20 protein-coding genes are annotated in these 25644 nt (G+C 67.3%); 12 read left to right on the top strand and 8 right to left on the bottom strand.

The features are described 5' to 3' along the window. Positions 1–31: 31 nt before the first annotated feature. From ACIA77_RS24480 to ACIA77_RS24450, 7 genes are all read left to right on the top strand, one after another. Positions 32–1270 carry a beta-propeller fold lactonase family protein gene (locus tag ACIA77_RS24480; RefSeq protein WP_395888282.1) on the top strand — a complete coding sequence of 413 codons (1239 nt, stop codon included), beginning with the start codon at positions 32–34 and terminating at the stop codon, positions 1268–1270. A 55-nt stretch (positions 1271–1325) separates the two neighbouring features. Next, positions 1326–1628, top strand: coding sequence for an urease subunit gamma (locus ACIA77_RS24475; RefSeq protein ID WP_395888293.1), 303 nt, complete (start codon positions 1326–1328; stop codon positions 1626–1628). A 10-nt stretch (positions 1629–1638) separates the two neighbouring features. After that, a complete protein-coding gene (gene ureB / locus ACIA77_RS24470; protein WP_395888281.1) occupies positions 1639–2019 on the top strand; it encodes an urease subunit beta in 381 nt (126 codons plus the stop codon). Next, positions 2016–3734, top strand: a complete 1719-nt coding sequence (ureC, locus tag ACIA77_RS24465) for an urease subunit alpha (protein WP_395888280.1) — start codon at positions 2016–2018, stop codon at positions 3732–3734. The genes ureB and ureC overlap by 4 nt, the downstream gene beginning before the upstream one ends. Positions 3735–3835: 101 nt before the next feature. Beyond that, on the top strand, positions 3836–4474 hold the full coding sequence (locus tag ACIA77_RS24460; protein WP_395888279.1) for an urease accessory protein UreF: 639 nt from the start codon (positions 3836–3838) through the stop codon (positions 4472–4474). A 13-nt stretch (positions 4475–4487) separates the two neighbouring features. Further along, positions 4488–5195, top strand: a complete 708-nt coding sequence (ureG, locus tag ACIA77_RS24455) for an urease accessory protein UreG (protein WP_395888278.1) — start codon at positions 4488–4490, stop codon at positions 5193–5195. After that, the gene (locus ACIA77_RS24450) at positions 5192–6127 is read left to right on the top strand and encodes an urease accessory protein UreD (protein WP_395888277.1); all 936 of its coding nucleotides are present in this window, start codon (positions 5192–5194) and stop codon (positions 6125–6127) included. The genes ureG and ACIA77_RS24450 overlap by 4 nt, the downstream gene beginning before the upstream one ends. 225 nt (positions 6128–6352) lie before the next feature. Here ACIA77_RS24450 and ACIA77_RS24445 read toward each other — a convergent pair whose 3' ends face one another. After that, positions 6353–7591: a cytochrome P450 gene (locus ACIA77_RS24445; RefSeq protein WP_395888275.1), complete on the bottom strand. Its 1239-nt coding sequence runs from the start codon at positions 7589–7591 to the stop codon at positions 6353–6355. Positions 7592–7886: 295 nt separating this feature from the next. After that, the gene (locus ACIA77_RS24440; RefSeq protein WP_395888274.1) at positions 7887–8216 is read right to left on the bottom strand and encodes a hypothetical protein; all 330 of its coding nucleotides are present in this window, start codon (positions 8214–8216) and stop codon (positions 7887–7889) included. Between the two features lie 673 nt (positions 8217–8889). On the opposite strand from ACIA77_RS24440, the gene ACIA77_RS24435 reads away from it, so the two are divergent. Beyond that, positions 8890–10299: a M20/M25/M40 family metallo-hydrolase gene (locus ACIA77_RS24435; RefSeq protein WP_395888273.1), complete on the top strand. Its 1410-nt coding sequence runs from the start codon at positions 8890–8892 to the stop codon at positions 10297–10299. A gap of 296 nt (positions 10300–10595) precedes the next feature. On the opposite strand, the gene ACIA77_RS24430 is transcribed toward ACIA77_RS24435, so the two are convergent. Beyond that, positions 10596–11483 carry an MBL fold metallo-hydrolase gene (locus tag ACIA77_RS24430; protein ID WP_395888272.1) on the bottom strand — a complete coding sequence of 296 codons (888 nt, stop codon included), beginning with the start codon at positions 11481–11483 and terminating at the stop codon, positions 10596–10598. 75 nt (positions 11484–11558) lie between these two features. After that, complete coding sequence (locus ACIA77_RS24425; RefSeq protein ID WP_395888271.1) at positions 11559–12905, bottom strand: MFS transporter; 1347 nt, start codon at positions 12903–12905, stop codon at positions 11559–11561. Positions 12906–13064: 159 nt separating this feature from the next. Between ACIA77_RS24425 and ACIA77_RS24420 the strand changes: the two genes are divergently transcribed. Then, positions 13065–13985 carry a LysR family transcriptional regulator gene (locus ACIA77_RS24420; protein WP_395888270.1) on the top strand — a complete coding sequence of 307 codons (921 nt, stop codon included), beginning with the start codon at positions 13065–13067 and terminating at the stop codon, positions 13983–13985. Between the two features lie 78 nt (positions 13986–14063). Here ACIA77_RS24420 and ACIA77_RS24415 read toward each other — a convergent pair whose 3' ends face one another. After that, entirely contained in the window at positions 14064–14243 is a 180-nt protein-coding gene (locus ACIA77_RS24415; RefSeq protein WP_395888269.1) for a hypothetical protein, read from the bottom strand. A 748-nt stretch (positions 14244–14991) separates the two neighbouring features. Here ACIA77_RS24415 and ACIA77_RS24410 point away from each other — a divergent pair. Further along, complete coding sequence (locus tag ACIA77_RS24410; RefSeq protein WP_395888268.1) at positions 14992–17778, top strand: ATP-binding protein; 2787 nt, start codon at positions 14992–14994, stop codon at positions 17776–17778. 471 nt (positions 17779–18249) lie between these two features. On the opposite strand, the gene ACIA77_RS24405 is transcribed toward ACIA77_RS24410, so the two are convergent. After that, on the bottom strand, positions 18250–18912 hold the full coding sequence (locus ACIA77_RS24405; protein ID WP_395888267.1) for a peroxiredoxin-like family protein: 663 nt from the start codon (positions 18910–18912) through the stop codon (positions 18250–18252). Between the two features lie 145 nt (positions 18913–19057). On the opposite strand from ACIA77_RS24405, the gene ACIA77_RS24400 reads away from it, so the two are divergent. Together ACIA77_RS24400 and ACIA77_RS24395 are read left to right on the top strand one after the other, a co-directional pair. Further along, the gene (locus ACIA77_RS24400; protein WP_395888266.1) at positions 19058–19705 is read left to right on the top strand and encodes a TetR/AcrR family transcriptional regulator; all 648 of its coding nucleotides are present in this window, start codon (positions 19058–19060) and stop codon (positions 19703–19705) included. Between the two features lie 540 nt (positions 19706–20245). Continuing rightward, entirely contained in the window at positions 20246–21136 is an 891-nt protein-coding gene (locus tag ACIA77_RS24395; protein WP_395888265.1) for a LysR family transcriptional regulator, read from the top strand. 12 nt (positions 21137–21148) lie between these two features. On the opposite strand, the gene ACIA77_RS24390 is transcribed toward ACIA77_RS24395, so the two are convergent. After that, positions 21149–21805, bottom strand: a complete 657-nt coding sequence (locus ACIA77_RS24390; protein ID WP_395888264.1) for a response regulator transcription factor — start codon at positions 21803–21805, stop codon at positions 21149–21151. A gap of 436 nt (positions 21806–22241) precedes the next feature. Further along, a complete protein-coding gene (locus ACIA77_RS24385; protein ID WP_395888263.1) occupies positions 22242–25052 on the bottom strand; it encodes an AfsR/SARP family transcriptional regulator in 2811 nt (936 codons plus the stop codon). Positions 25053–25644: the final 592 nt, after the last annotated feature.

Raw genomic sequence — 25644 nt, 5'->3', positions numbered from 1 at the left:
GATTTTGCACCGTGAAACGGAGAACTCACTGATGGAACCAGCCATGCGGGCCGCCGGCCACCTGTACCTGCAGACCAACGAGCTCAAGAACGCGATCATCCACTACGAGCGCAGTGCCGAAGGCGCGCTGACCGAAGTGGAGCGCGTGCCCACCGGTGGCGGCGGGTCCGGTGTGTACAAGCCGATCAGCGGCCAGGAGAGCGCGCCGAACGCCTTCGAGGCGGCCGGCAGCGTGATCCTCACCGCGGACAAGCAGTTCCTCTTCGCCACCAACGGCGGCGACAACTCCGTGTCCAGCTTCTCCGTCGGCGGCGACGGCAAGCTGACGCTGCTCGACGTGAAGCGCACCGGCAACATCGTCGACGGACGCAGCGGCACGGCGAAGTCGCTCGCGTTCTCGCCGGCCACCAGCACCCTGTACGTGCTGCACTCGTTCGGCCCCGACCACGTGCGGCTGATGACCGTCGACCCGGAGGGCCGGCTGACCGCGCGGCCCGAGGGCTACACGGTGAACACGCCGGAGAAGCTGCGACGGGTGTCCACCATGGTCGTGCTCTCGCCGGACGAGCGGTTCCTGGTCGTCGGCACCACCTTCGACGAGCCGGCGGCGGCCAACCCGGACGGTTCGCCGATCCTGTGGGCGGACCAGGGCGACGGCACGAAGAAGTCCGTCGCGTCCAACGCGCCCGACCCCGACGGCATCGTCGTCTTCGCGCTGCAGCACGACGGATCGCTGGGCGACGGGATGTTCCAGGACGGTGGCGGCGGTTCGCCGTTCTACCCCGCGTTCCTGCACCACCGCCCTGATCACTTCGTGATCGGCTACGCCGTGGCCGACGGTGTCGCGCTGGCCAAGCTCGACGACCGCGGCCAGATCGGCACCGGCCCGGTCGTGAAGATCGACACGAGCGCCGGTCTGCCCTCGGAGCTGTGCTGGCTCGCGGTCTCGCCCGACGACAAGTGGATCTTCGCCACGAACTTCGGCTACAGCAACATCTCCAGCTTCCGGATCGACGGCGACGTCGTGTCCCTGGTCCACGACAACGCCTGCCCCAAGGTGCCCGGCGACGGCACGTTCCGGGCCCTCAACGGCACCGTCAGCAGCGGGCCGAGCGACAACTGGCTCAGCCCGGACGGCGCGCACCTGTACCAGATCTACGCCAACGCGTCGAAGCTGATCGGGTACGCCGTGCAGACCGACGGCTCGCTCGCCGAGGTGACGTCCGCGGAGATCCCGTACAACAGCCCGCAGGGCCTCGCCGGGTTCTGAGATGACGGCGGAGACCGAGCCCGGGGGACCCCGCATCGAGACCTGGATCTCGTCGTTGATGCTGAGCCCGCGGGAAGTCGAGAAGCTGGTGATCTACCAGGTGGCCGAACTGGCTCGTCGACGCAGGGATCGTGGCCTGCAGCTGAACTTCCCCGAGTCGATCGCGCTGATCACCGAAGCGCTGCTCGAGGCGGCCCGGGACGGCCGGTCGGTGGCCGAGGTGACCGAGCTCGGCAAGCAGGTGCTCACGCGCGACGAGGTGCTGCCAGGGGTGCCGGAGATGGTCAACATGGTCCAGGTCGAGGCGACCTTCCGGACCGGCACCCAACTCATCGCTGTCGCCAACCCGATTCCGTAGAGGAAGAAACATGATTCCCGGTGAGTGGCTGCTCTCCGAAGAACCCGTTGAGATCAACGCCGGTCGGCGCACGCTGCGCCTGCCGGTGCGCAACACCGGCGACCGGCCGATCCAGATCGGCTCGCACTTCCACTTCTTCGAGGTCAACCGAGTGCTCGACTTCGACCGGCCGGCGACGCTGGGCCTGCGCCTGAACGTCCCGTCCGGACAGTCGATCCGGTTCGAGGCCGGAGACGAGCGGGAGGTCGAGCTGGTGGAGTTCGGCGGCGCCGGCCGCGTGATCGGGTTCAACGGGCTGCTCGACGGGAGTTTCTCCGCGAAGTGGACGGCGGCCCGTGCGCTCGCACGGGCCGCCGAGGCCGGCTTCAGCTGGGCGGGTGAGCGGTCTTGACCACGATCCCCCGCGCCCAGTACGCGGCGCTCTACGGGCCGACCGCGGGCGATCGGTTCCGGCTCGCCGACACCGAGCTCATCGCCCGGGTGGAGAAGACCCTGATCCTGCCGGGTGAAGAAGCGATCTACGGTGGCGGCAAGTCGATCCGCGACGGAATGGCGCAAGCTCCCGGCCTGCGCAACGCCGACGGCGTCCTCGACCTGGTGGTCACGTCGGTCATCGTGATGGACGCCGTGCTCGGCATCGTCAAGGCCGACATCGGCGTCAAGGACGGCCTCATCGCCGGGATCGGGCAGGCGGGCAACCCGTTCCTGCAGGACGGCGTGACCCCCGGAATGGTCATCGGCCCCGGCACCGAGGTGATCTCCGGCGAGGGCCTGGTCGCCACCGCCGGAACCATCGACACGCACGTGCACTTCCTGACGCCGGCCCAGATCCCGCACGCGCTCGCCTCCGGGGTGACCACGTTGCTCGGCGGCGGGACCGGACCCGCGGACGGCTCGAAAGGCACAACGGTCACTCCCGGGCCGTGGCACCTCGCGCGGATGCTCGAGGCGACCGCAACGCTGCCCGTGAACATCGGCCTGATGGGCAAGGGCAACAGCAGCCGGCCCGAGGCGTTGCGGGAGCAGGTCGAGGCCGGTGCGTGCGGGCTCAAGGTGCACGAGGACTGGGGTGCCACACCCGCCGCGCTCGACTGCGCGTTGCGGGTGGCCGACGAGTACGACGTGCAGGTCGCGTTGCACGCGGACACGCTCAACGAGAGCGGGTACCTCGCGGACACGCTCGACGCGATCGACGGCCGCGCGATCCACAGCTACCACACCGAAGGCGCCGGCGGCGGCCACGCGCCGGACATGATGGCGATCGCGTCGTTGCCGAACGTGCTGCCCTCGTCGACGAATCCGACGCGGCCCTACACCACGGACACGACCGACAACCTGTTCTACATGACGATCGTGACCCACCACCTCAACCCGGACAACCCGGAGGACGTGGCGTTCGCGCAGTCGCGGATCCGCGCCGAGACCGAGGCCGCCGAGGACGTGCTGCACGACCTCGGTGCGCTCAGCATGTACTCCTCCGACGCACAGGCCATGGGGCGCATCGGTGACACTGTGGCGACGTGCTGGCGCACCGCGGACAAGATGAAGCGCCTCACCGGAAGCCTGCCCGGCGAGACCGCCGGCGATGACAACCAGCGGATCTTGCGCTACCTCGCGAAGCTCACGATCAATCCGGCGGTAACGCACGGTATCGATCACGTCGTGGGCTCGCTGGAACCGGGCAAACTGGCCGACATCGTGCTGTGGCCGACCAACATGTTCGGCGTGAAGCCGAAGTACGTGCTCAAGGGCGGCTTCGTCGCGCATGCGGTGATGGGCGACGCGAACGCGTCGATCCCGACGCCGGAACCGGTGCTGTTGCAGCCGATGTTCGCAGGCTTGGGCAAGGCGGTGGGACGGACGTCGGTCACCTTCGTGTCGCAGGCGGCCGCCGAGGCGAAAGTGCTGGAGCGGCTCGGCGTCGACCGGTGGACGGAAGCCGTCCGCGGGTGCCGCACGGTCGGCAAGACCGACATGGTGCGCAACGACCTGACGCCCGAGATCGTCGTGAACCCGGAGACGTACCAGGTCACGGTCGACGGGGAGCCGGCGGTCGTCCCGGCGGTCGACGAGGTGTCGATGTCCCAGCTCTACTACATCGTCTGATGGCCGGGCACGCGCCGCCGGCTCCCGGAGCGGAGTGGCTCACGGGGTTCTTGTCCGTCCTGCAGCTCAGCGATTCGGCGTTCCCCAGCGGGCGGTACACCTTGTCGTCGGGGCTCGAGACAGCGGCGCAGCCAGGATCCCCGTTCGACGTCCGCGATCCGGAGCTGCTCTCGGCGTTGTTGCACGACCAGATCCGCTGCGGCGTCGCGCCTTCGGATGGCGTCGCGTTGGCTTGCGCGCACCGCGCGGTGGCGACCGAGGATTCGCTCGACCTCGACACGATCACCCGAGCCGACCAGCGGCTGAGCGCGGTGAAACTGCCGCGCGAGGCCAGGGAGACGTCCGCGCGAACTGGACGGGCGTTGCTGCGGGTCGCAGGTCAAGCGTTCGGCATCGGCGTGGTGGCGCGATTCGCGCAGCACGTCCAGGACGGACGCTCACCGGGAAATCACGCGGTGGCGCTGGGCGTGCTGAGTGCAGGTCTGGGCGTGCCGAGGCTCGAGGCGGTGGCGGGAGAGCTGTTCGCCTTCGCCGCGAATTGGGTCGCGGCGGCTGTGCGGCTGGCGGTGACCGATCACACCACAGCACAGGCGGTGTTGCGCGGAGCGCACCCGGTGCTGGCCGAAGCGGCGCTGTTCACCGTCGACAAGGACGTGCGGGACATCGCCGGTTGCACGCCATTGCTGGACGTGCTCGGGATGCGGCACGAGGAACTCGAAGTTCGGCTGTTCGCCAGCTGAGGAAGGAAGAGTCATGCCACCGCACGGTGATGACCACGCACATTCACACGCGGACAACCTCGGGCCGCGGTTCACGGCACCGCGCGCTCCGGGCGTCGCCCGAATCGGGATCGGCGGGCCCGTCGGATCGGGGAAGACGGCGTTGATCGAGGCCTTGGTACCGTTGCTGATCGACGCGGGTCACACGCCCCTCGTCGTCACGAACGACATCTTCACCAGCGAGGACGCGAAGCACGTACGGCGCACGCTCGCCGGAGTGCTCGACCCCGAGCGGGTCGTGGGTGTCGAGACCGGCTCGTGTCCGCACACTGCCGTGCGTGACGATCCGACGATGAACCTCGACGCGGTCGACGAACTCACGCAGCGGTACCCGGATGCAGATGTCGTGCTGGTCGAATCGGGCGGCGACAACTTGACGCTGACCTTCAGCCGTGCGCTGGCCGACTACTTCGTTTTCGTGATCGACGTCGCACAGGGTGACAAGATTCCTCGCAAGCGGGGTCCGGGGGTGACGAACTCGGATCTGCTGGTGATCAACAAGATCGACTTGGCCGCTCAGGTGCGCTCGGACTTGTCGGTGATGGAACGGGACGCGGGCGCAGTGCGCGAAGGTCGGCCCTTCGTCTTCTCGAACTGCTTCACCGGCGAAGGGCTGGCCGAAATCACGCACCGGATCGAGGAGGTCATCGACCGGTTCGCCCCCCTCGCCGGCGCGAGATGACGCCGCGCGACGATCGTGCGTGGTGCACCCCGACTTGGTTGCCGGCTGAAGCGCTCGAGTTCGGCAGCCCGGTCCGCGGCGGGCTGGCGGTTGGGGCCCCGGGCAAAGTGGGGGTGCTTGATCTCGAACTGGAGCCGCGCGCGGGCCGGACCACAGTCGTGCGGCAGTACCAGCGCGCGCCTCTGCACATCTACCGGCCGATCCACCTCGACCCGGCGCTGCCGCAAATGGCGTTCGTCTACTTGCAGCAGCAAGGTGACGGGCTGGTGCAGGGAGACCGGTACCGGGTGGAGGTGAACTGCGCGGCTGAATCCGCCGTGCACCTGACGACCCAGGCCCCGACGAAAATCTTCGCCGCGATCGACAACTACGCCACGCAGCTGGTCAACCTGCACGTCGGCCCCGGCGCGGTTCTGGAGTACCTCCCTGACCCCGTCGTACCGTTTCGCGGCTCACGGTTGTTCCAACGCACGTGCGTGACCGTCGCCGACGACGCCACGGTGATCCTCGGCGAGGTGCTGCTCCCGGGACGGGTTGCTCGCGGCGAAACCCACGTGTACGACCTGTTCTGGTCGGAGTTGGAAATCCGGGATTCGGCCGGAACTGTCCTGGTCGCCGATACCCTGCGGTTGCGGCCGGGGACGCTTGATCCGCGGTCGCCTGGCGTGCTGGGTGGATTCGATGTGTTGGCCTCGCTCTACGTCGTGAGCCGCCGTGCCAAGCCGTCCGATCTCGTCGATCTGCTGCGTTCCGGTCTGGCGAAGGCGCCGGATGTTCTCTGCGGGGTCACTGAGCTTCCTGAGGGCCGCGGTGCCTCGGTGAGGATCCTGGGCGCCACCTCGGCAGCCGTGCAGGCAGCGGTGCGCCATGCGTGGGAGCGAGTTCGCCTGGCTGTGCTGAGCGCGCCCGTGCCCGATCTGCGCAAGGGCTGACGCCGGCACTCGGGAGGCGCCGAGGACGAGGTGCAGTGCGCAAGGTCGAACTCGAGTCAGGCGTCCTTGACGCTGACAAGCGATCGGTGAACCACCCGCACTCCCACCCAGAGTTGCCAGACCCCGACCAGGTGAACTCCGCTGGCCATTTTCCAGGCCCACGCACGGCCGGAGTGGGACGCGGGCAAGGGTGCCAGGCGGCCACCCAGCGCGTGAGTCAGGGGACTACCGCGTGGGTCCGGCCGCGCCGTCCGTGGCGCCGGTGGCGGCCGCGTTCGGATCGGAGGCGGGTGTGGCGTCGACTGCGACCCGCAGGTACTCCAGGCCTCGCAAGCCGTTGTTGATCACGGGGCGAGATTCTTCGATCTCGAACCTGGCTACCCGGTCGGCCAGCCGTTCCAGCAGCACACCGATCTCCAGACGCGCCAGGTGCATGCCCACGCACACGTGCTCACCTCGCCCGAACGCGAGGTGGTCTGCCGGACGCCTGGTGATGTCGAACCGGGTCGGGTCCGGGTAGTGCCGCTCGTCGCGGTTGGCGGAGCCGAACAGGAGAGCGACTCGTGAGCCGGCAGCCAGCGGCGTCCCGCCGATCTCGTGGTCCTCCGTGAGCACTCGGCTGAACTGCGGCACCGGCGACTCCAGCCGCAGGGACTCGTTGATCGCGTGCGGGATCAACGACCTGTCCTTGCGCAGCAGGTCCCACTGGTCAGGGTTCTCGGCGAAGAGCGCGACCGCGTTGGTGATCGCGAGGATCGTCGTGTCCAAGCTCGGAGTGACGTAGTCGAGCATCATCATCGGACACTTGTCGCGGGGGATCTCGCCCCGGTCGGCGGCCTGGTAGAGGTGAGCGGCCCACCCGTCGGGATCGATCTTGCCCGGCACGGCGTCGTTGGCGGCGAACGCGAGGAATTCCTCGACGGCCGGCATCGCCGCGGCGGCCCGATCGTCGGCCGGGCCCTGGGTGTCCCAGATGGCCGCGGCCCACTCCAGCATTTTCGCCCGCGCGTGGTCGGGAAGCCCGACCAGATCGGACACAACGGTCATCGGCAGGTGCTCGGCCAACTCCGAGACGACCTCGAACCGTCCCCGTTCGACCAGTTCCGCGACGACGCGGTCGGCTTCGGCCTCGATCCGCGGCGTGACCTCACGCATGCGGTCCTGACGCAGCGGACGGCCGAGCACCGAGCGCATCGCCGTGTGCTCAGGCGGGTCGCTGCACAGCGTGATGCCTTCGAGCTGGGCATTCATCACTGGATCCACGAAGACGCTTCGCGCCGACGAGAAGGTCCGCCAGTCCATCAAGGCCGCGCGCACCTCGTCGTAACGGGGCAGTGCGTAGAGGTCATAGCGGGACAGGTAGACCACCGGCCCGAGGTCACGAAGCTCCGCGTAGATCTGGTAGGGGTTGATGCGTGCCTGCTCCGTGTAGAGGTCGGCGTCGCTGGTCGGAATCGTGGGCACAGGCGCTCCTGAAGACGGCGAGGCCCGAAGTCGTGAGACCTTCGGTGCAGTGCGAGTAGTCACGGTGCCAGAGCGATCCGCGGCACCTCGTGTGGAATCAGGGTCGAAGTGGTCTTGCTTTCAGGTGGGGCGTCCCCCGATTGCCACGGCACCGATGGTAGCGGCGAGGCTCTTCGTGGCTCAGCACCATCCACATCGGATCGATTCCCGCGCCTCGAACGCGCCGAGGACGGAGAACGAGTGGGACGTGGCGCTGACCGAGGTGCGGGTACCGGCACACACCCGCCGGCAGTGATCAGGGGGTCCGGTAACGCCCTTCGAAAACAGAACCCCGGCCGCGTTCGGTGAACTTGAGGCCGACGATCTTGTTGTTGTCCACGAGCCAGTGGAGGTCGTAGCAGGCTCGGTAGCTCGGCGGCCAGAACGAGCAGAACCGGCCGTTGTCGTCCACGTACCATTCTCCTGCCGAAGGGCGACCGTGCTCGAGGTACGTGGTGGCGCCGCCGGGTTCGAAGATCTGCGTGGAGCCGTCGTCGTAGGCGAAACGTCCGGCGGTCAAGGCGCCGGCGATGTGCTCTGTGTCGACGGGGTCGCCGTCGGCGACCGCCAGGTTCTCCAGGGCCATGCTGTCCTCCAGGGGCTCAAGTGGTCACGGGCGGCGTCCGTCGCGAAAACGTCGGTGACGGGCTGGTGTGCCATCCCGACGCTGTCGACGATGCTTTGGCTTCTTGTGCATCAGGGTGGTCGAACAACCTGCTGAGACTGGTACGAGGAGTGCGCCGTCGCGTCAGGGGACACCCGAGTTGCCACACCGGTCGTCGGTGAGGCGACGAACCGGCTCGTCGCGGCCAGTGCCACCGTTCACCACGCGACGGGCAATCGGGCCGGCCCGTAGATCGGTGAAGTCGGCTTGGCGGGTACCTCGTCGACGGGGACACTGAGCTTGAGCGTGGGGATTCGGCAAGGTCGCCCGTCGTGCCTGACGTGCAGGCGTTGGCGCCGGCCCAGCAACCCGCGATCGCTGAATCCGGTCCGCCGTGTCACGCGGAATCGGTCGTAAGTTCCTGTTCCCCGATCTCTTCGGCCACAAGATCGTTCGGTCATCCGCGACCGCTCCGCGGCGAAGTAGTCTCCGGGAACCCAGCCGGGAGAGAGGGTGAGCATGACCGACACCGGCGAACACTGACGACATTCCGGTCAGGGTGCGGCTCGCTCATGACTGCTGTGCCGGCAGGGGAGAAGGTCGTTGGTGGGCAAGACGACAGAAGGCGGTTGCGGAGATCGTGGATGCGCGGCAAGTGAGTGAAGCCGTCGAAACGACGTGGGTCGAGCGGATTCTGCCGAGTTTGTCGGCGTTCGTGAAGATCCAGTCCATTTCGCCCGCTTACGACAGGGAGTGGCGTCAACGCAGGCAGCTGACAGCCGCGGTCGAGCACGTGGCGGCCTGGGCCCGGACCACGGCTCCGCCTGGGAGCACCGCGGAGATCCTCGAGCTTCGTGGCTGGTCTCCATTGCTCCTGATCGAGATCCCGCCGACCCCGGGGGCTACCGGGGGTGAGACGGCGCTGCTTTACGGCCATCTGGACAAGCAACCGGCCTTCACGGAGTGGTCGGAGGGGCTCGGCCCCTGGCAGCCGGCTTGGTTGGGAGAGCGGCTCTACGGGAGGGGCGCCGTGGATGACGGCTACGCGGGTTACGCGGCTGTTGCTGCCGTCAACGCCATCCGGGCGGCCGGCGGTGAGCACTGCCGAGTGGTGATCATCCTCGAAACCGCGGAGGAGTCCGGCAGCCCTGGGCTGAGGGATTATCTGAGCCATTTCGCGGACCGGCTCGGCACTGTCACCTTGGTGATCTGTCTGGACTCCGGGGGCGGTGATTTCGAGCGGTTGTGGGTGACGCGCAGCCTGCGCGGGATGCTGCAAGCGACTCTCACCGTCTCGCTGCTCGCTGCTTCGGTGCACTCGGGGTTCGGGAGTGGGGTCGTGCCCAGCTCGTTCCGAGTGCTGAGGCTGCTCCTGGACCGCATCGAGGACCCGGCGACCGGGCAGATCCTGCTGCCGGCGATGAACGCGCTGGTCGAGGCCGATCGGGTGGCGGACGCGGCGGCGCTCGCCAAGCTGAAGCCGGGTTGGACGCTGCGGCCGACGGCTCTGCTGGAGGGCGTTCAGCCGACCTCGGATGACGAGGTGGAACGCATCCTCAACAACACGTGGCGGCCTGCTCTGTCGATCACCGGTGCAGCCGGTCTGCCGGATGTAGCCGAGGCCGGTGCCGTGCTGCGCGCGTCGACGTCCCTGCGCCTCAACTTCCGGCTGCCGCCGACCGTCGACGCTGCCGCCGCGGCCGATGCCCTGCGCCGGGTGGTGACGACGGATGTGCCCTATAGCGCTTCGGTTGCGGTAACGGATGTGGTGGCTCAGGACGGGTGGTGCGCGTCTGAGCTACCTGCCTGGCTCTCAGCGGCGCTCACGCGGACCGATTCGACTGTGTTCCACGCCCAGCACCAGTCCATCGGCTTGGGTGCCGGCATTCCCTTCATGCGGATGCTGGCCGACGCTTACCCTGACGCCGCATTTCTTGTCACCGGAGCAGTCGGGGCGGAATCGAACATGCACGTGGCCGACGAGTGGCTCCACATCCCGTTCGCCCGCAGGATCACGGAGACCGTCGCGCACGCGCTCGCCGCTCACGTCGGCCACAAGGGCTGATCGACCTCGGGCCTTGCTTCTATTTCTCCGCTCGAGCTCGTGAAGAATTCCTGCCGTGTAAAACGGAACTGTAAAAGCTCGAGTGTTCGATGACTGCCTTGACCTGAGGAGGCATCCGCACATCCGCAACGGCGACTGAACGGTGATGGCCGTCGCTTCGTCCCGCTCGCCGGGCCAGGTGAAGCGACGGCCCTCGTTTCGTTGTGGGTGATGGAGCCGGGACGAAGCCGGCCTCCGGGTGAGTAGCGTCCTGGGGTCTGGGTCCCGGTCGAGTCAAAAACGCGTGCCTGCCTGACTCATTCCGTGCTCAGCACCGCGGGGATGTTGACCTGGAAGTGGATGAATTCGTACATGCTGTAGCTGCTGTACTCCTTCATGGCGAGCGCTTCCTGGATCTGGCTGGCTGACATCCCCTTGTCGCGCGCGTCTCGCGCGAGGCCGTTCAGCTCCTCGAGGTAACCGATGGAATGCAGGATGTCGGAACGGCGCATGGTCCGGCCGTGGCCAGGAACGATGACCGTGTGGTTGTCGACGGAGTCGTGCAGGCGCCGGTAGGTTGTCAGCGCCTCGTCGGCTCGCCCCTCCAGCAGCCACGGGAACGCGGGCGGCGGAGCCTGCAGCATGTTCCCGACGAACACGATGTTGTCTTCGCGCACGCGGATGACCAGGTCACCGTCAGTCTGGGCGAAGCCGATGTGCTCGATGGCCACGTGCTTGCCGCCCAGGTCGAGGGAAGCCGATTCGGAAACCGTCAGGTCTGCCGAGCGTGCCACCGTCTCCTCGATGCCCGAGTTCGCACCCAGTAGGCCGATCATGAAGGCGCGGTCCTGCTCGAAGCGCTCGTCGATGACGCGCTTGGTTTCCTGGTGGTGAATAACCACTGTTTCCGCGGGGAAAGCGTAGCTGCCGAAGCAATGATCACCGTGGAAGCTGGTGTTGACCAAGAAGCGGATGGGAAGCGGGGTCACTTTGCGCACTTCGTTGATCAACTGAGTCGCCAGACGAGCGTTGGCCAGCGATTCGACCACCAGCACGCTGGATTCGCCGACGATGAAGCCGGCGTTGGTCGCCGTGTGGTCGGTTTCGTCGACGTCGGTAGCCATGACCGCGTACACGCCGTCAGCGAGTTTTCGCGACTGCATCTGCACCTCGGCGAGTTCGAACGGCCTGTTCTTTTGCTGCATGTCTTCCTTCTTCGAGTTTCGAAATTGCCGATTTGTCATTACTGCGTTTCGTCGCCGGATGGCGCCAGGCGTGGGTCACGGCGGCTTGGCGTGTCCGGGGGGATGGTAGTCGCTCTGACTGTGGGGCATTGCTTTCTCAGTCCTTCGGGAGTTGGGCGCTGCCGGCGTTCGTTCGGGAAACCAGACGCGCCGGTGGGTACGTGCGGCTGTGACGACCGCGGCCACGGCGCCGATGGCCAATACCGAGGCGAAGCCGATCATGGCCGGCCGAAGCGCCGTGCGCTGGATGACCAGGCTGAGCACGATCGAGGGCAGCCCCATACCCAGATAGGCGATGGCGAAGAACATCGCCAGCACTCCGGCGCGGGAGGCCGGCCTGGCCAACCGCACGGTCTCGGTCACCGCGCCCTTGAACAGCAGGCCTGCGCCGCCTCCTGCCAGGCCCGCGGCGACCAGGAGGAGCCACAAGTGCGGCTCGTAGAGCGAGAGGGTGGTGAGGGCGAGGCCGATCGGGAAGAGCGCCGAGCCAGCCGTGAGCAATCGGATGTGCGTGAGCCGCCGTAGAGCGATTTGAGCGACAGCCGATACGGCGAACGCGGTGAAGGGCACCAGCCCGACGACGAGGATCGAGGCGGTGTGGAGCTGGGCGCGAACGATGACGCCACCGAGCGACGAGAAGAGCCCCAGCAAGGCGAGGGCGAAGAACCCGACAGCAGCCGCACCGGTGAACGAGGCACGGGCACCCGGCAGCAGGGCGAATCGCACGGGCCGCCCTTCGGAGTGCGCCGACACGTCGACCGTCTCCGGAGCGAACGCCACCACCACGGCCAGCGCGGCCATCACGCCGGCGAAGACCAGGTACGAGACATGCAGCGGCAGAGGGGCCCACGTCGCGAGAACGCCTCCGGTGATCGGACCGAGGGCCAGGCCACCCAGGTTGGCCGTGGTCGCCACCAGTCCGGGGAACGCGGAACCGACCGCGGTGTGGCCGGCCCGTACGTGCAGCTCGCCGAGATAGGCGGTCGCGGTGGAGGCGACCATGCCGACAGCGAGTCCGGTCAGCACCCGCCCGGTGATCAGCACTGCGAGCGTGGCAGAGGCGGCCATGACCCCGGCGCCGGCTACCCCGACCAGCAGCCCGGACATCACGACGGCGCGTCGTCCGAAACGGTCCGAGAGATGGCCGAGCAGGGTGAAGCCGGCGGCCGTGCCCATCACCATAGCGGCGAAGGCCGCGGTGACGGTCGTCGCGCTGAACTGGTCGCGCTGCTGGTACAGCGACCAGAGCGGGGCCGTCACCGTAGCGAAGGCCATCAGAGCGGTGAAGCTCGCGGCGACCGTCCAGAAGCCCGTGGTGTTCGACGCGCGGGGCCGTACGAACGGGGTCACAGCCCGTTCGGCGGGTAGTGCGGTGACGTGCATTTGCTGCCTCTCGTTCGAGGGCGCCCCACCCTCGGGGCCCGGTTGCGTCCTCTTCGGCAACACGTCACTTTCGCGGAAGCATGTCCACAATCGCGCGACTGGATCAGATACTTTCCAGCTCTGCTGGAGATGGTGTCTCCGGGAGGCGAGACTGGAGCCATGGAACTACGCCACCTACGGCACTTCGTCGCTCTGGCCGAGGAAGGCACCTTCACTGCTGCGGCGGCCCGTGAGTTGATCGTGCAGTCAGGGCTGTCTGCCTCGGTGCGGGCGCTGGAGAAGGACGTCAGAGCCCGGTTGTTCGTCCGCGGCACCCGCCCGGTCCGACTGACCGCCGAGGGCGAGGCGCTTCTCCCGGCCGCCCGGCACGCGCTCGACGCGGTGGACGCCGCTCAACAGGCCGTGCAAGACGTGCACGGGGTACTGGCCGGGCGGCTGCGAATCGGCGTGATCGAGACCAGCGGGCACACTCTCCCGTTCGGAGCGTGGCTCGCGCAGTTCTCCCGGGAGCATCCGGCGATCTCGATCACGGTGCGGCAACTCCCCGCAGTCAGAGCTCTGGAGTTGGTCGGGCAGGGCGAACTGGACTGCGCTCTCGTGTCGGCCGTGCCGGGCCACCTGGCTGGTCTTCACGTGGTGCCGCTCCTCTCCGAGGCGATGGTGCTGGCCTGCTCACACAGCCACCCATTGGCCGGTGCAGCCTCGGCGGGGCTCGGAGATCTGGAGGACGAGCGATTTGTGGAGATGGACCCGGAATGGGCGGTCCGGGTGCTGATCGACGAGGCGTTTCGAGGGGCAGGCCTGACCCGGCAGGTCGCCTACGAGGTCAACGAGTGGGCGATCGCCCTGGGCCTTGTGGCTGCTGGGATGGGTGTCGCACTCGTACCTTCCGGCCTCGACTTCTCGCTCCATCCGGATACCGCCGGTTCGCTGCGGCTCATCCCCCTCTCCGGCCCACCCCTGACCCGCCGGGTGGACCTGGTGATTCCGAAAGGCCACGCCGCAACCCCCGCCGCCATCCGCTTCGCTGAGCACGTCGACGCTGCCCGGCGCCTCAACCTCACCCGGACGGTCGGGTGACAACTCGGGGCGGCGACCTCACCCACCGCCGCTGTCAGGACGCGCTCTGGGTCGGGTTTTCGCGAACGGGCCGGTAGCTCACGGCCGTTGATCCGTGAGGTTGAGCGTGGAGAGGAACAGGGCGGCGACGACGAGCAGGAACGCATCTGCGAGGCCTGAGGTGCCTGCGACGAAGATGACCGCGAGCACGAGGGGGATGAGCACGGCGTCGCGACGCGAAATGGCCACCTGGCCGGTTGGGGTGTGCTGGGGGGACACGGGATCTCCTGTGGGCGGGGTTGCTGCGGATGGGTGTGGCGGGGCAGCCACCTCGAGAACGGCTGGGGCCGAGCTTCGCGCGCACGGTCTCACACTCGGTGGCGGCCACGAGCAGCACGGCGTCGTAGCCGTGCCGTCGCGTGGTCGGCAGTGACGCAGCAAGCGAACGCAGCCGGCGAGGCGGCGCCACCGCGCGCGTCACGGAATCACCTCGGCGTCGGGCCACCCGCCGGCGACGTCCAGGCCGGGTCGGACTCGGCACGCCCGACCGGCACGGTCGGCGAACTCGTCGGCTGCCTGGCGGGCGGGTCTCACCGGGTTTCCAGCGGAGGCCGCACAGATATCGCAGCACGCGTAGTGCGGGGTTCGCGTCCGGGAACACACGAGGGTGTCCGACCAGTCGAGGTGCCGTAGCCCAGAAAGGAATGATCAAGGCGATACTGCTTCGATCTGGATCCGGCGGCTGCCGTCAGTCGCGGCCCGTTGATCTTCCCGCTCCGGAGAGACTCGGATCTCGCCAGTTCAGAGCGAGGGCGCGCCCGACGGCTCCGGTAGCAGCGTTCCCGTTGAGGCCGGTGGCTGGACGATCGCCACGGACAATCGGAGGGCGGTCCCAAGTCGTCACGGCTGACGCGCTGTGCTCTCGCGCTCCGTTCGCGGAAGCGCTTGCTCGGTGGGCCAGGTTATCGCATCCTTACGGCTCGAGTCGGAGGTTCGGACTCCGCTGACCAGTGGTTACCGTAGTGGCGTGCAAGCGCTCCAAGGTCTGCCCCGGTGGCGACGTGCCGCGGAGTTGATCGGCCGCCGCGCCGAATGCGCCGTGCTCGATCAGCTGATCAGTGCTGTTCGATCAGGTGAAAGCCGGGCGCTCGTGGTGCACGGCGAACCGGGTGTGGGGAAGACCGCGTTGCTGGACTACGTGGCTGCGCAGGCACTGGGCTGCCGCGTGCTGCGCAGCAATGGCGTCCAGGTGGAAATGGATTTGCCGTTCGCGCGGCTGCACCAGCTTTGCGCTCCGATGCTTGATCGACTCGACCGAGTGCCCGGGCCACAACGTGCGGCGTTGCGAACCGCTTTCGGGATCAGTGAGGGACCGACCCCCAACGTGTTTCACGTCGGTTTGGCTGTGCTGAGCCTGCTCTCGAGCGTCGCGGAAGAGCAGCCGTTGATCTGTGTGATCGACGACCACCAGTGGCTCGACACAGCTTCGGCGTCGGCACTCGCGTTCGTCGCGAGGCGAATTGGTGGGGAGTCGGTGGGCTTGGTCGTCGCGACGCGTGACATCGGGGCCGACCTCGGCGGTCTGCCTGGGTTGCCGGTCCGGGGTCTACCCGTGGGCGAGTCGCAGGCGCTGCTGGAGACCGCGCTGAGCGGACCGGTGGATGCCCGAATCCGGCACCAGATCGTCGTGGAAACGGGTGGTAACCCGCTGGCCTTGCTCGAGTTGCCGCGAGGACTGACGCCCACGGAATTGGCCGGCGGGTTCGGGCTTCCTGGCGCGATGTCCCTATCAGGAAGCATCGAGGAGAGCTTCGCCCGAAGAGCGGGTGCCTTACCGGAGGCGGCCAAGCAGCTGCTGCTGGTCGCGTCGAGCGAGCCGTCCGGCGATCCCGCCCTGTTGTGGCGCGCGGCCGCTTGGCTCGACATCGAGGCGGACTCGATCACCCCGGCGGTCGAGGAGGGCCTGGTCGAGCTGGGGATCCGTGTCCGGTTTCGGCATCCGCTGGTGCGCTCGGCGGTCTACCGATCAGCCTCGGCTGAGGCACGACAGCAAGCCCACCGGGCTCTGGCCGAGGCCACCGACCCAGAGCTCGATCCAGATCGGCGAGCCTGGCATCGCGCACAGGCGGTGATCGGACCCGACGAAGACGTGGCTGCAGCTCTCGAGTGCTCGGCTGCCAGAGCGCGGATGCGTGGTGGCTTCGCCGCGGCGTCGGCATTTCTCCGGCGCGCGACGACTCTCACGCACGAACCGTCACTCCGCGTGGCTCGGGCACTCGCGGCGGCCGAGATGCACCTCAAGGCCGGCGCGCTCGATCCGATACCCGACCTGGTGGCGATGGCGGAGGCTGGGCCGCTGAGCGAATTCCAGCGTGCTCAGATCGACCTGATTCGCGCGCAGTTGGGGTTCCTGACGAACAGAGGCAGCGACAGTCCGCCGTTGTTGTTGAAGGCTGCACGGCGTCTGGCGCCCATCGACGCGGCGCTGTCTCGCGAAACCTACCTGGATGCGGTGGCGGCCGCGACCTATTTCGATGCCGGGTCCGCAGCCTCGAACAGCACGCGTCCCGTGGCGCACCTGTGGTCGATCGCCCGTGCGGCTGCCGCGGCACCGCAGGCCGTCGAAATGCGTGCTTCTGATCTGCTTTTGGCCGGCACGGTGGCGGCCCTGACTGACGGGTACGCCGCCGGACTCCCGATGCTTCGGAGAGGGTTGGCCGAGTACGGCACCGGACTGACTGCCGGAAGAGAGCTGCAGCGGCTGTGGTTCACGAGTACTACCGCGATGCGAATTTGGGACGACGAGCGTTGGGATGCGCTGTCGTCGCGGCATGTTCAGCTCGCCCGCGATCTGGGCTCACTCAGCGAGCTGCCACGAGCTCTGGACATTCGCACACTGCAGTGCGTTTTTTCGGGTGACCTGACCGAGGCAGCACGTCTGACCCACGAAGCACGGGCGATCGAGGACGTCACCGGGACCGTCCTGGCGCCCTACGGTGTGCTCGGCGTGGCAGCGTTTCGAGGGGATGCCGCTGCAGAGAAGCACCTGCGGCAGACGACGATGCCCGGCGGGAGCCGAGCTGGGGATGCCGTCGAGTCGACTGCCGCCGAGTGGGCGCGCGCTGTGCTCTGCAACGGCTTGGGTCGTTACCGTGACGCGCTGGACGCGGCCCGCCGTGCGGTGAGTTTCGATGCCGGTCCGGTGAGTCTCCTGTGGCCACACGTCGAATTGGTCGAGGCCGCCGTGCGCGGTGGTGAGCTCGAAACTGCGCAGGACGCGTACCGCCGGCTCGCCGAGACGACCAGCGCCGTAGGGTCCGATTGGGCGTTGGGAATCCAGTTCCGTTCGGCGGCGCTGCTGACCGGGGGCGGTGAGGCCGAAGAGCTGTATCGGACATCGATTTCCCACCTCAGCCGGACCAACCTCCGCGTTGACCTTGCGCGCGCCTATCTGGTCTTCGGCGAGTGGCTACGCCGGGAGCAGCGCCTGAACGAAGCGCGCGAACCGTTGGACACGGCTTACCAGATGTTGGACACGATGGGAGTGCTGGCGTTCGCGGAGAGGGCATACCGCGAGGTGAAGGCAGCCGGGGGTGGCGTCCGCCGGCGCGTCCGTGCGAGCCGGCATGACGAACTGACAGCGCAGGAGAGCCACATCGCGCGGATGGCCCGCGATGGTTTGTCGAATTCGGAGATCGCCGCGCGGTTGCTCATCAGCGCGCACACTGTGAACTATCACCTGCGGAAAGTGTTCGTCAAGCTGGGAATCACGTCGCGTAGCCAACTTGAGGCTGCGTTACCGGACGAGCTGTGACAAGGTCGCTGATCGGGTCGGCTCCCCGCCGGCGTCCTATTACGATCCCCAGGGCCCACTAGACCATATCGCGACCAACGGTGCATCAGCGGCGACCCAACGACCACCCGTCGAAGACCGGCCCCGGCGAGCACGTCGGCCAGCGCTTGTGGTGCAACGGCCAGCCCGTCGCGCGCGACACACGCCTCGTCCATCGTCGTTCATGAGAGACAGGACTGTTTCCCACAGTGAGCCACCGACGGTGTCGAAATAGACATCGCCACCGTCACCACACGCACCGCTCCTCGACGAGCCGGATCTGGAAGACCTGTACCGGCTCGTGACTGATCCAGACCCGTGCGTTCGTGTGCTGGGGTTTCGGTCGCGCTGTCCCCGGGGTTCGTCGCCGTCGCGGTATCCGGCTGGATGCCGATGCTTGTCCGGGCGACCGTCCACAAGGGCCGGATGACCGGCCCTTGTGGACGGCTTGCGTCACAGCAGGTCGAGTGCCGCCACGATGTCTGCCACCTCGGTGCGGGTCGAGTAGTTGGGGTGCACGTCGATCCAGCGGATCACGCCCTCGGCGTCGACCAGCACGACGGTGGGCATCGGCACGCCGTGAGTGCCGTCGGCGTTGACCTCGGTGAGGTCCAGGCCGAGCGTGCGCTGGGCGTCCTTCGCCGCGTCGCTCGGCGCGGTGAGCACACCCAGGGCGGACGCGATCTGGTTGCCCGGATCCGAAAGCACCGTGAAGGTCAGTTCGTTCTTCTCCGCCATGCTCAGCGAACCGTCCGGCTTCTGCGGGCTGAGCGCCACCAGTTCGACACCGCGGCCGGCAAGTGCCGGCACGAGCTGCTCCTGGTAGGTGCGCAGCGCGAGGTTGCAATACGGGCACCACGCGCCGCGGTAGTTCACGACGACCGCGGGCTTGCCGGCGCGCGCCGCGGCCAGCGTCGTAGCGGTGCCCTCGACGTCGAGCAGGTCGCCGTCGGGCATCACGGCGCCGGCGGAGAGCACGCGGCCGGGCACTCCGGCTTCGTCGAGCACTGCCTGCTCGGCGCCGAAGGCGGCCGCGACCTCGTCCGGCATCCGGCCCGCCAGGCCGGCCTGCATCGTCCGGACGCGCTCCGCGATCGTGTTGTCGATGGTGGTCACATCACACCTTCCCGAGTGGGGGACTGGCGGCCGCTGGCTCGTCGGGGTGCGCGAACCGGCCATAACTGGATTGCTCTATCCAGTAGTACTGGCGATGAACTGGATAGTCAAATCCAATTTGGCTGAGGCTCCGTACACTCGGGGAATGAGCGAGATCGCGACCGCAGGGGACCCGCCGCGGCTGACCGCGCGAGGGCTCGCGACGCGCGAGCGCATCGTCCGGGCAGCCGCGGAGCTGATGTTCGAGCACGGCGTCGCAGGCACAAGCACCCCCGACGTGCGTGACGCCGCCGGGGTCAGCTCGTCGCAGATCTACCACTACTTCGCCGACAAGAGTGCCCTGACCAGGGCCGTCATCGAGTTCCAGACCGAACGCATCGTCGGCGGCCAGACCGAGCTGCTCAGCCGGCTCGACAGCTTCGAAGCCCTGCGTGCGTGGCGGGACGCGCTCGTGCAGATCCAGCATGACCTGCAGTGCCGCGGCGGCTGTCCCCTCGGCACGCTGACCGGTGAGCTCGCCGAGCACGACGCCATCGCCCGCGGCGCTCTCGCCGAGAGCTTCACCCGCTGGGGCGACGCGATCCGCGACGGCCTCCAGCACATGATCGACACCGGCGTGCTGCGCGCCGACACCGATCCACGCCGCCTGTCGCTCGCGACGCTGGCCGCCCTTCAGGGCGGGCTCGTGCTCGCCCAGGCGCAGCGCAGCACCGAAGCGCTCGAGTCTGGGCTCGACGCGATGATCGTGCTCATCGAAAGCCACGCCGTCGGACCTCGGCGGTCGCGGAAGTGACACCCGTGCTCGGGTTCCCGCGGGCTCGTGACGCATTCCCACGCGGGCGTGCAGCCGACTGAAGTGGAAGCATGCCGCGTGCGACTCGTCGCCGCTGAGCTCGTGCGCCGCCGCACAGCACCGTGGGCTCCGCATCGCTTTCGGTCGTCAACGGGTTCGAGCCGATGACGGAAACGGTGAGGCCCGCCAGGCGGGGATCCGCTGATAGGAGGTCAGTGCCGGTGTTCGCTGCTGTCAAGCTTGGTCTCCCCCGGGACGAGGTGGGCGTCGGGTCCTGTTTCTCAAGGACCTAACCGGCGGCGGCACTTGGCGAGACAGGATTCCTGTGTGTGCGCAACAGTTCGGTCACATTCCATTGATGAATAAAATGAACGATATTGTGCATGAGTTGCGAAAACGACCTTTAAGTTGCCTCGTTCGTGCGGCTTGCGCGGGGTGACGGCGGCGGTGCAGGCGGCCCACGAAGTGTGTGGCCCGCCATGAGGTTCGCACCGCTGGTGAAGACTGAACCGGCGACCACCGTTTGTTAGATTCTTCGGAATGACCACTCTTCGTGCGCTCGAGTGTCTCGTTGCGCTGGTGGACCACGGATCCGTCACGAGGGCCGCGGCGTCGCTGCGGATTTCCCAGCCGGCCTTGTCTCATCAAATCGCGGCACTCGAGCGCGAACTGGGTACCGCTGTGGCCGAGCGTACGGGACGGGGCGTGCAGGTCACGGCTGCTGGGCTCGCGGTCGCCGAGGAGGCTCGTGTCTCGCTGGCCGCGGCGCATCGGGCGGTCCGCATCGGGCTTCAGATCGCGGCCGGCGCCAAGGGCACGCTCCGGATCGCGTGTGCCGAGACGATGACAGCGTGGGTGCTCGTTCCCGTGCTCAGGCGGTGGCGTTCCAGCCACTCCGGCGTTGCCATCGAGCTGAGCGAGCACGCAAACTCCGATCAGATGGTCGAGCTCCTGTCTTCTGGACGCGTCGATCTCGCCATCGGGCCTCGGCCCTCGGGAACCCATGAGTACCTCGACGTACTGGGCGAGGAGGAGGTCGTCGTGGTCGCCTCGCCGGGACACGCGTTCAGCAAAGAATTGGCGGTGCGTTTCGAAGACCTCAGTGGTGAGCCCTTCGTTCACTTCACCGTCGGCAACGGGCTGGCCGAGTGGATCGATGGTCTGGCCGCCCAGCACGAGGTGGTCCTGGACCCGGTGGTGCGCACGCGCAGCCCCCGTACCGCAGCTCAGCTGGCGGCCGCGGGGATGGGCGTGACGGTGGTACCCGTCTCCGCGCTTCCGTACCGCCCGCCCGGAGTGGTTCGCCGGTTGGATCCGCTGGTCCGCCGCGGAGTCGTCGTGATGAGAGCGTCGACGTCCAACTCGTTGGCCACCACGTTCGCGGACGACTTGGTTCGGCGTGGAATCTCGGGGGCCGAGGCCGTGCCCTGACCCCCGAACCGCTTACACGACGCCGGCGCGCAAGGCGAAGGCGACGGCCTGCACACGGTTGCGGAACTTGTACCTGGTCGTCAGACCGTGCAGAACGTGTTTGATCGTGCTCTCCGAGTACGTCAGCTGACGAGCGATCTCGGCGGTCTCCGCGCCGTCGGCGAGCAGCCGCAGAATATCTACTTCCCGGTCCGTGAGGCCGACGCTGTTCACCCCGAGTGGATCAAGGGTGTCGCGCTGCATCCTCTGGACGAGCTGAACGAGCTTGCGCAGCACTGCCTTGGGCATGACGCTCTCCATTTTCGTCGCTGCCGCAACTGCTTCCGCCAGCTCCGGACCGTGAGCGGATTTGCTGTCGACGATGGCGACGACGCCGTTCTCGATCAGAGTGAGCAACGAGACTTCCGGAACATTCGTCGCAAGCAGGACGACGGGGACCTCGGCCGGCCGGAGAGCTTGTAGTTCCGCGATCGCCCCCGGCGTTACGGCTGCCGTCGAAAACACCAGGACGTCCGGGCGGTCCCCTCGCCGGGTGGCCACGATGCCGGGGTGGCTCTCGAGAACCATGATCAGCCCGGCGGCGCTGATCGTGTCCGCGGCCCTGACACTGACGGCGATCTGCCGGACTGCGTTCACTGGGGTCTGGGACCGAACCGCGATCTGTTCCATGGTGATTCCTGCCTGTCCTGTCGTCCGAGCCGGGAGCTGCGGCTGGCCGGTGGACGCCCTTGACCACCTTGTGCCCTCGAGCTTGCCGGACAGGGCTTGACGAACAGTTGATCAAACCTTGGTCGCTTCCGGTGGCACCCCGATCACGTTCGGGAACGATCGTCTGGGTACTGCTTGTCGAGGTTCCCAGTTCGAGGCGGCCTTGTCAGAGGTAGCCGGAACTCAACGCCACGACTTCACGGCCCTTTGGTCAACACAGCGCGCCGTAACGGCGGTGAAAGTGTGTAGTCCTCCCATTCCTTGAGTATGTCGTTGCCGGCGCCCAGGACCACGCAGTCGAGCGGGGTTCTGGAGCGGAAGAGCGATTTCCGTCGAGGAGGGTCGGATGGGAGCCGATGAATACCGTGGACTTGGGCTGAATGACGGGTTTTCTGAGTTAGCCGCCGTTCTTCAGGGCGGCTCGGCGCTCCGAAATCGCCTCGTCGAAGGCTTCTTGGGCCTGCCGGAGTTCTCGTTCGCGATTTTGTTTGCGGAACAGAGCGACTGCTCGACCGAGATTCTTGACCGCCGCGTCGTGCCGGTTCAAATTGCGGTATGTGTTGCCCAGCGTGAAGAGTGTGTCGGGCAGGCCGAAGGGTTCGGTGGCCATCAATTCCGCTGCTTCTTCGAAATGGTCCACTGCCTGTTCCAGCTGCCCTTCGCCAACGCAGATGTGGCCGAGAGTGTCCAGCATGGTCGCCCGCAAGGCATGGGCGTTCGCTTCGTCCACCAGCCGGAACGAGTGTTCCAGCCTTTTACGCGCTTCACTGTACTTCCCCAGCTGGGCCAGGGCGAAAGCGAAGTCATTGCTGATGCGGATCCGGATCGCAGCAGGCTGGTCGGTCGCTGCGCGCCAGGCAGCCGAGATGGTCGAAATCGCGTCTTCGCTTCGCCCCTGGCGTAGCTCGATCTCGCATTTGCCGATCCAGTTGAGGCTCTGAGCGACGGCATCGTTCGATGACCTCGCGATTTCGATCGCCTCGGTCAGGAACTCGAGTGCTCGGTCGTGGTGGCCGAGTCGGGCGTTTGCGATCGCGAGTTGGCGGTTCGATAAAATCTGGGCACCTCGGTCTCCGAGCGTTCTCGCAGCGGGAAGCGCCCTCGCCCAGGTGACCGCGAGTTCGTGCAGGTCGCCTCGCACGGAGAAGAACGTGCTCATTCCCCATGCGAGCTGCCAGGTGCTCTCGTGCCAGCCGAATTCTTCCGCCCTGGCCTGCGCAGCGAGGATGTTTTCGACTTCGACGGCGAACCACCGGCGTGCGCCATCCACATCGCGCACCGGCACGGGCGAACACCCGTCCGGAAGCGGAGCCGGGCTGATCGGCGGGCGTCCGGGGTCGGTGAGGCTCATCGCGCGGATGAGGGTGTGCAGGTAGAAGCAGGTGATGCGGTGCAGTGCCGCGCTCCGGAGCGTTTCGTCCACGGTTTCGTACGCCTGTTCCTGGGCGAATGCTCGTACCAGGTCGTGCAGACGATACCGTCCGGGCTGGTGTTGTTGAACGAGTGAGGCGCGCTCCAGGACCCGCAACGAGGTGCGTGTGGCGGCGTAATTCGTCCCGGAGAGTGACGCGGCCGCATCGAGGGCGACATCGGCGCCTGGCACCAGTGCCAGCAGGTTCAGCAGCTTGGCGGGTGCATCGGGAAGTGCTGCGACTGAGGTCGTCAACACGGGGCGGATCCCCAGATCGGTGTCGACCTCGAGCGCGTTCAGCGTCGAAGTCGCGTCCACCAGTTCGTCCGCAAGTGATGCCAGGGAGAAGGTCGGGTGCTCATACGCGCGGCCGATGACGATGCTCAGAGCCAGCGGGAGACCAGCGCACGCGTTGATCAGCCGGGTGACGGCACCGGGCTCGGCCGTGGCCCGCGGCGATCCCAGGCGGCTGACCAGCAGTGCGCGCGAGTCAGCCTCATCGAGGACGTCCAACCCGATCAGCTGCGCATCGTGCCCCGTAACCAGACTGGTCAAGCGGTTTCGACTGGTGATCAGGACCGCACAGTCGGGATGGCCCGGCAGCAAGGGGGTGATCTGATCTGTGTCGAGAGCGTTGTCCAGGACGATGAGCAGCCGCTTGTCCGCGGTCAAACTGCGGAAGTGACCACTCATGGACGCTGTGTCCTGGGGGATGGCCGCGTTGGGCGTGCCAAGCGCAGTGAGGAACGCTCGAAGAGCCGCGTCGGGGTGTACACGCTCCGCCGACGGGTCGAACCCGCGCAGGTCGATGAAGAGCTGGCCGTCGGGGAAGCGGTCGGCGTGTTCGTGGCCCCAGTGAAGGGCGAGCCAGGTCTTGCCGACGCCGCCTGGGCCGACGATGACTGAAACGGGCGCCGGACCTTCGGTGAGGGCCGCGAGTTCACCTTTCCGGGAGGAGAAGGAACGGGGCGGCGCCGGCAGCTGGCGCGGTACAAGAGGAGGGGCGGCGCCGTCGGTGCGAGAGCTGGGCCGTGGGAGGTCGGCGGGTAGGCCTGCTTGCCGGCCTTCCACGGACTCGTCGCGCAGGACTGCCTGGTAGACCGCTCTGAGCTGCGCACCAGGATCGACTCCGAGCTCCTCGGCGAGCTGCGTCTTGGTCCTCTGGAAGTGGAGGAGGGCGTCGGCCTGGCGCCCGTTCCGGTGCAGGGCCAGCATCAGCTGCCCCGCCAGCCGTTCGTCGAAGGGATGCTGCTCGGCTCGAACCGAGAGCTCCGGGAGGACATGGGCGTGGCGGCCGAGCCGCAGTTGCAGATCGGTGCGGTCGAGCAGCATCTCGTCGCGCTCGGCGCACAGCGAGTTTCTGGCCCCGATGAGCCACGGGGTTTCCATGCCCGGGAACGGTTCTCCGTGCCACAGGCTCAGCGCTTCGTCGAGCAGGAGCAGAGTTTCGGCAGGGTCGGGCGACAGCCGGGCCTTTCCCGCCAGCTGCCGGAACTGGTGTACGTCGATCTGCTCAGCAGGAACGTCGATGGCGTACCCGTGGCCCCGCCGGGCGATCTGGTACTCGCCGGCCAACGCCGTCCGCAGGCGTGAGAAGTAGCTGTGGAGTATGCTCCGTGCACTGTTCGGGGCGTACTCGCCCCACACCCGTGTGATCAGTTCGTCGAGGGAAACCGGCTGCCCGGATTCGAGCACGAGCGAGACCAAGACGCTACGCGGCCCCGCCGGGCCCACCGGGTGCGGTTTCCTGTTCTTGAAGACTTCGACGTCGCCCAGGAGCTGGAAGTACAGAGACATCGACTACCAACCTCCGGACCGTTCCGATCGAAACTCGATCTCAGTCTAGTAGTAGCAAATTCTCATCTTTGGCTGGGCGTGCGGGCGGGAGAATGGTTGCAATTTTCGATGAATTGATAAGTTTCACTTATGCGTCCGGGTTGGTGGCGATACGCAAGATCGCACGGCTCATTCGCGCACGTGACCGACGACACAACGTGGCCCGCCGCCCTCTCTGCGTGCCGGCGCTCCGCGCCGGATCTCTGCGTGGTTTGACGGCCAACTGGCTCGCTCGGGGTTATCACTGGGGAATTCTCAGATGCGAATCCGGTCCTTGGTGAAACAGGCCGCTACAGCTGCCGTGAACTGGGTTGATATTGCTGGTCGGGGCTCGCTGGCGGCATCGTCACAAGTGGTCGAGGGTGGGCGACGGGCGTGGTCTCCCGGGGGATACCCCACCCGGTCCTCGGCCGCGCCAGCGATCACCCGCCGGGGGCGCCTCCCATACGTCTCTGCCGCGACGAAGGCCTCAGGGTCGGTGACCGCAAGATCCGTGTCCGCGTCGAGTGGGCGTCGGCGCTGATGATGTACTGGGAGATCCGGCGCGATGATC

The organism is Amycolatopsis sp. NPDC051903 (assembly GCF_044452505.1).
Taxonomy (GTDB): Bacteria; Actinomycetota; Actinomycetes; order Mycobacteriales; family Pseudonocardiaceae; genus Amycolatopsis.
This window is presented reverse-complemented; position numbering and strand designations above follow the sequence as displayed.

What these genes read in the sequence shown, in the direction of transcription:
- ACIA77_RS24480 (WP_395888282.1), top strand. Translation starts at nt 32, where the DNA reads ATGGAACCAGCCATGCGGGCCGCCGGCCACCTGTACCTGCAGACCAAC.
- ureB (WP_395888281.1), top strand. Translation starts at nt 1,639, where the DNA reads ATGATTCCCGGTGAGTGGCTGCTCTCCGAAGAACCCGTTGAGATCAAC.
- ureG (WP_395888278.1), top strand. Translation starts at nt 4,488, where the DNA reads ATGCCACCGCACGGTGATGACCACGCACATTCACACGCGGACAACCTC.
- ACIA77_RS24450 (WP_395888277.1), top strand. Translation starts at nt 5,192, where the DNA reads ATGACGCCGCGCGACGATCGTGCGTGGTGCACCCCGACTTGGTTGCCG.
- ACIA77_RS24440 (WP_395888274.1), bottom strand. Translation starts at nt 8,216, where the DNA reads ATGGCCCTGGAGAACCTGGCGGTCGCCGACGGCGACCCCGTCGACACA.
- ACIA77_RS24430 (WP_395888272.1), bottom strand. Translation starts at nt 11,483, where the DNA reads ATGCAGCAAAAGAACAGGCCGTTCGAACTCGCCGAGGTGCAGATGCAG.
- ACIA77_RS24425 (WP_395888271.1), bottom strand. Translation starts at nt 12,905, where the DNA reads ATGCACGTCACCGCACTACCCGCCGAACGGGCTGTGACCCCGTTCGTA.
- ACIA77_RS24420 (WP_395888270.1), top strand. Translation starts at nt 13,065, where the DNA reads ATGGAACTACGCCACCTACGGCACTTCGTCGCTCTGGCCGAGGAAGGC.
- ACIA77_RS24400 (WP_395888266.1), top strand. Translation starts at nt 19,058, where the DNA reads ATGAGCGAGATCGCGACCGCAGGGGACCCGCCGCGGCTGACCGCGCGA.
- ACIA77_RS24395 (WP_395888265.1), top strand. Translation starts at nt 20,246, where the DNA reads ATGACCACTCTTCGTGCGCTCGAGTGTCTCGTTGCGCTGGTGGACCAC.
- ACIA77_RS24390 (WP_395888264.1), bottom strand. Translation starts at nt 21,805, where the DNA reads ATGGAACAGATCGCGGTTCGGTCCCAGACCCCAGTGAACGCAGTCCGG.
- ACIA77_RS24385 (WP_395888263.1), bottom strand. Translation starts at nt 25,052, where the DNA reads ATGTCTCTGTACTTCCAGCTCCTGGGCGACGTCGAAGTCTTCAAGAAC.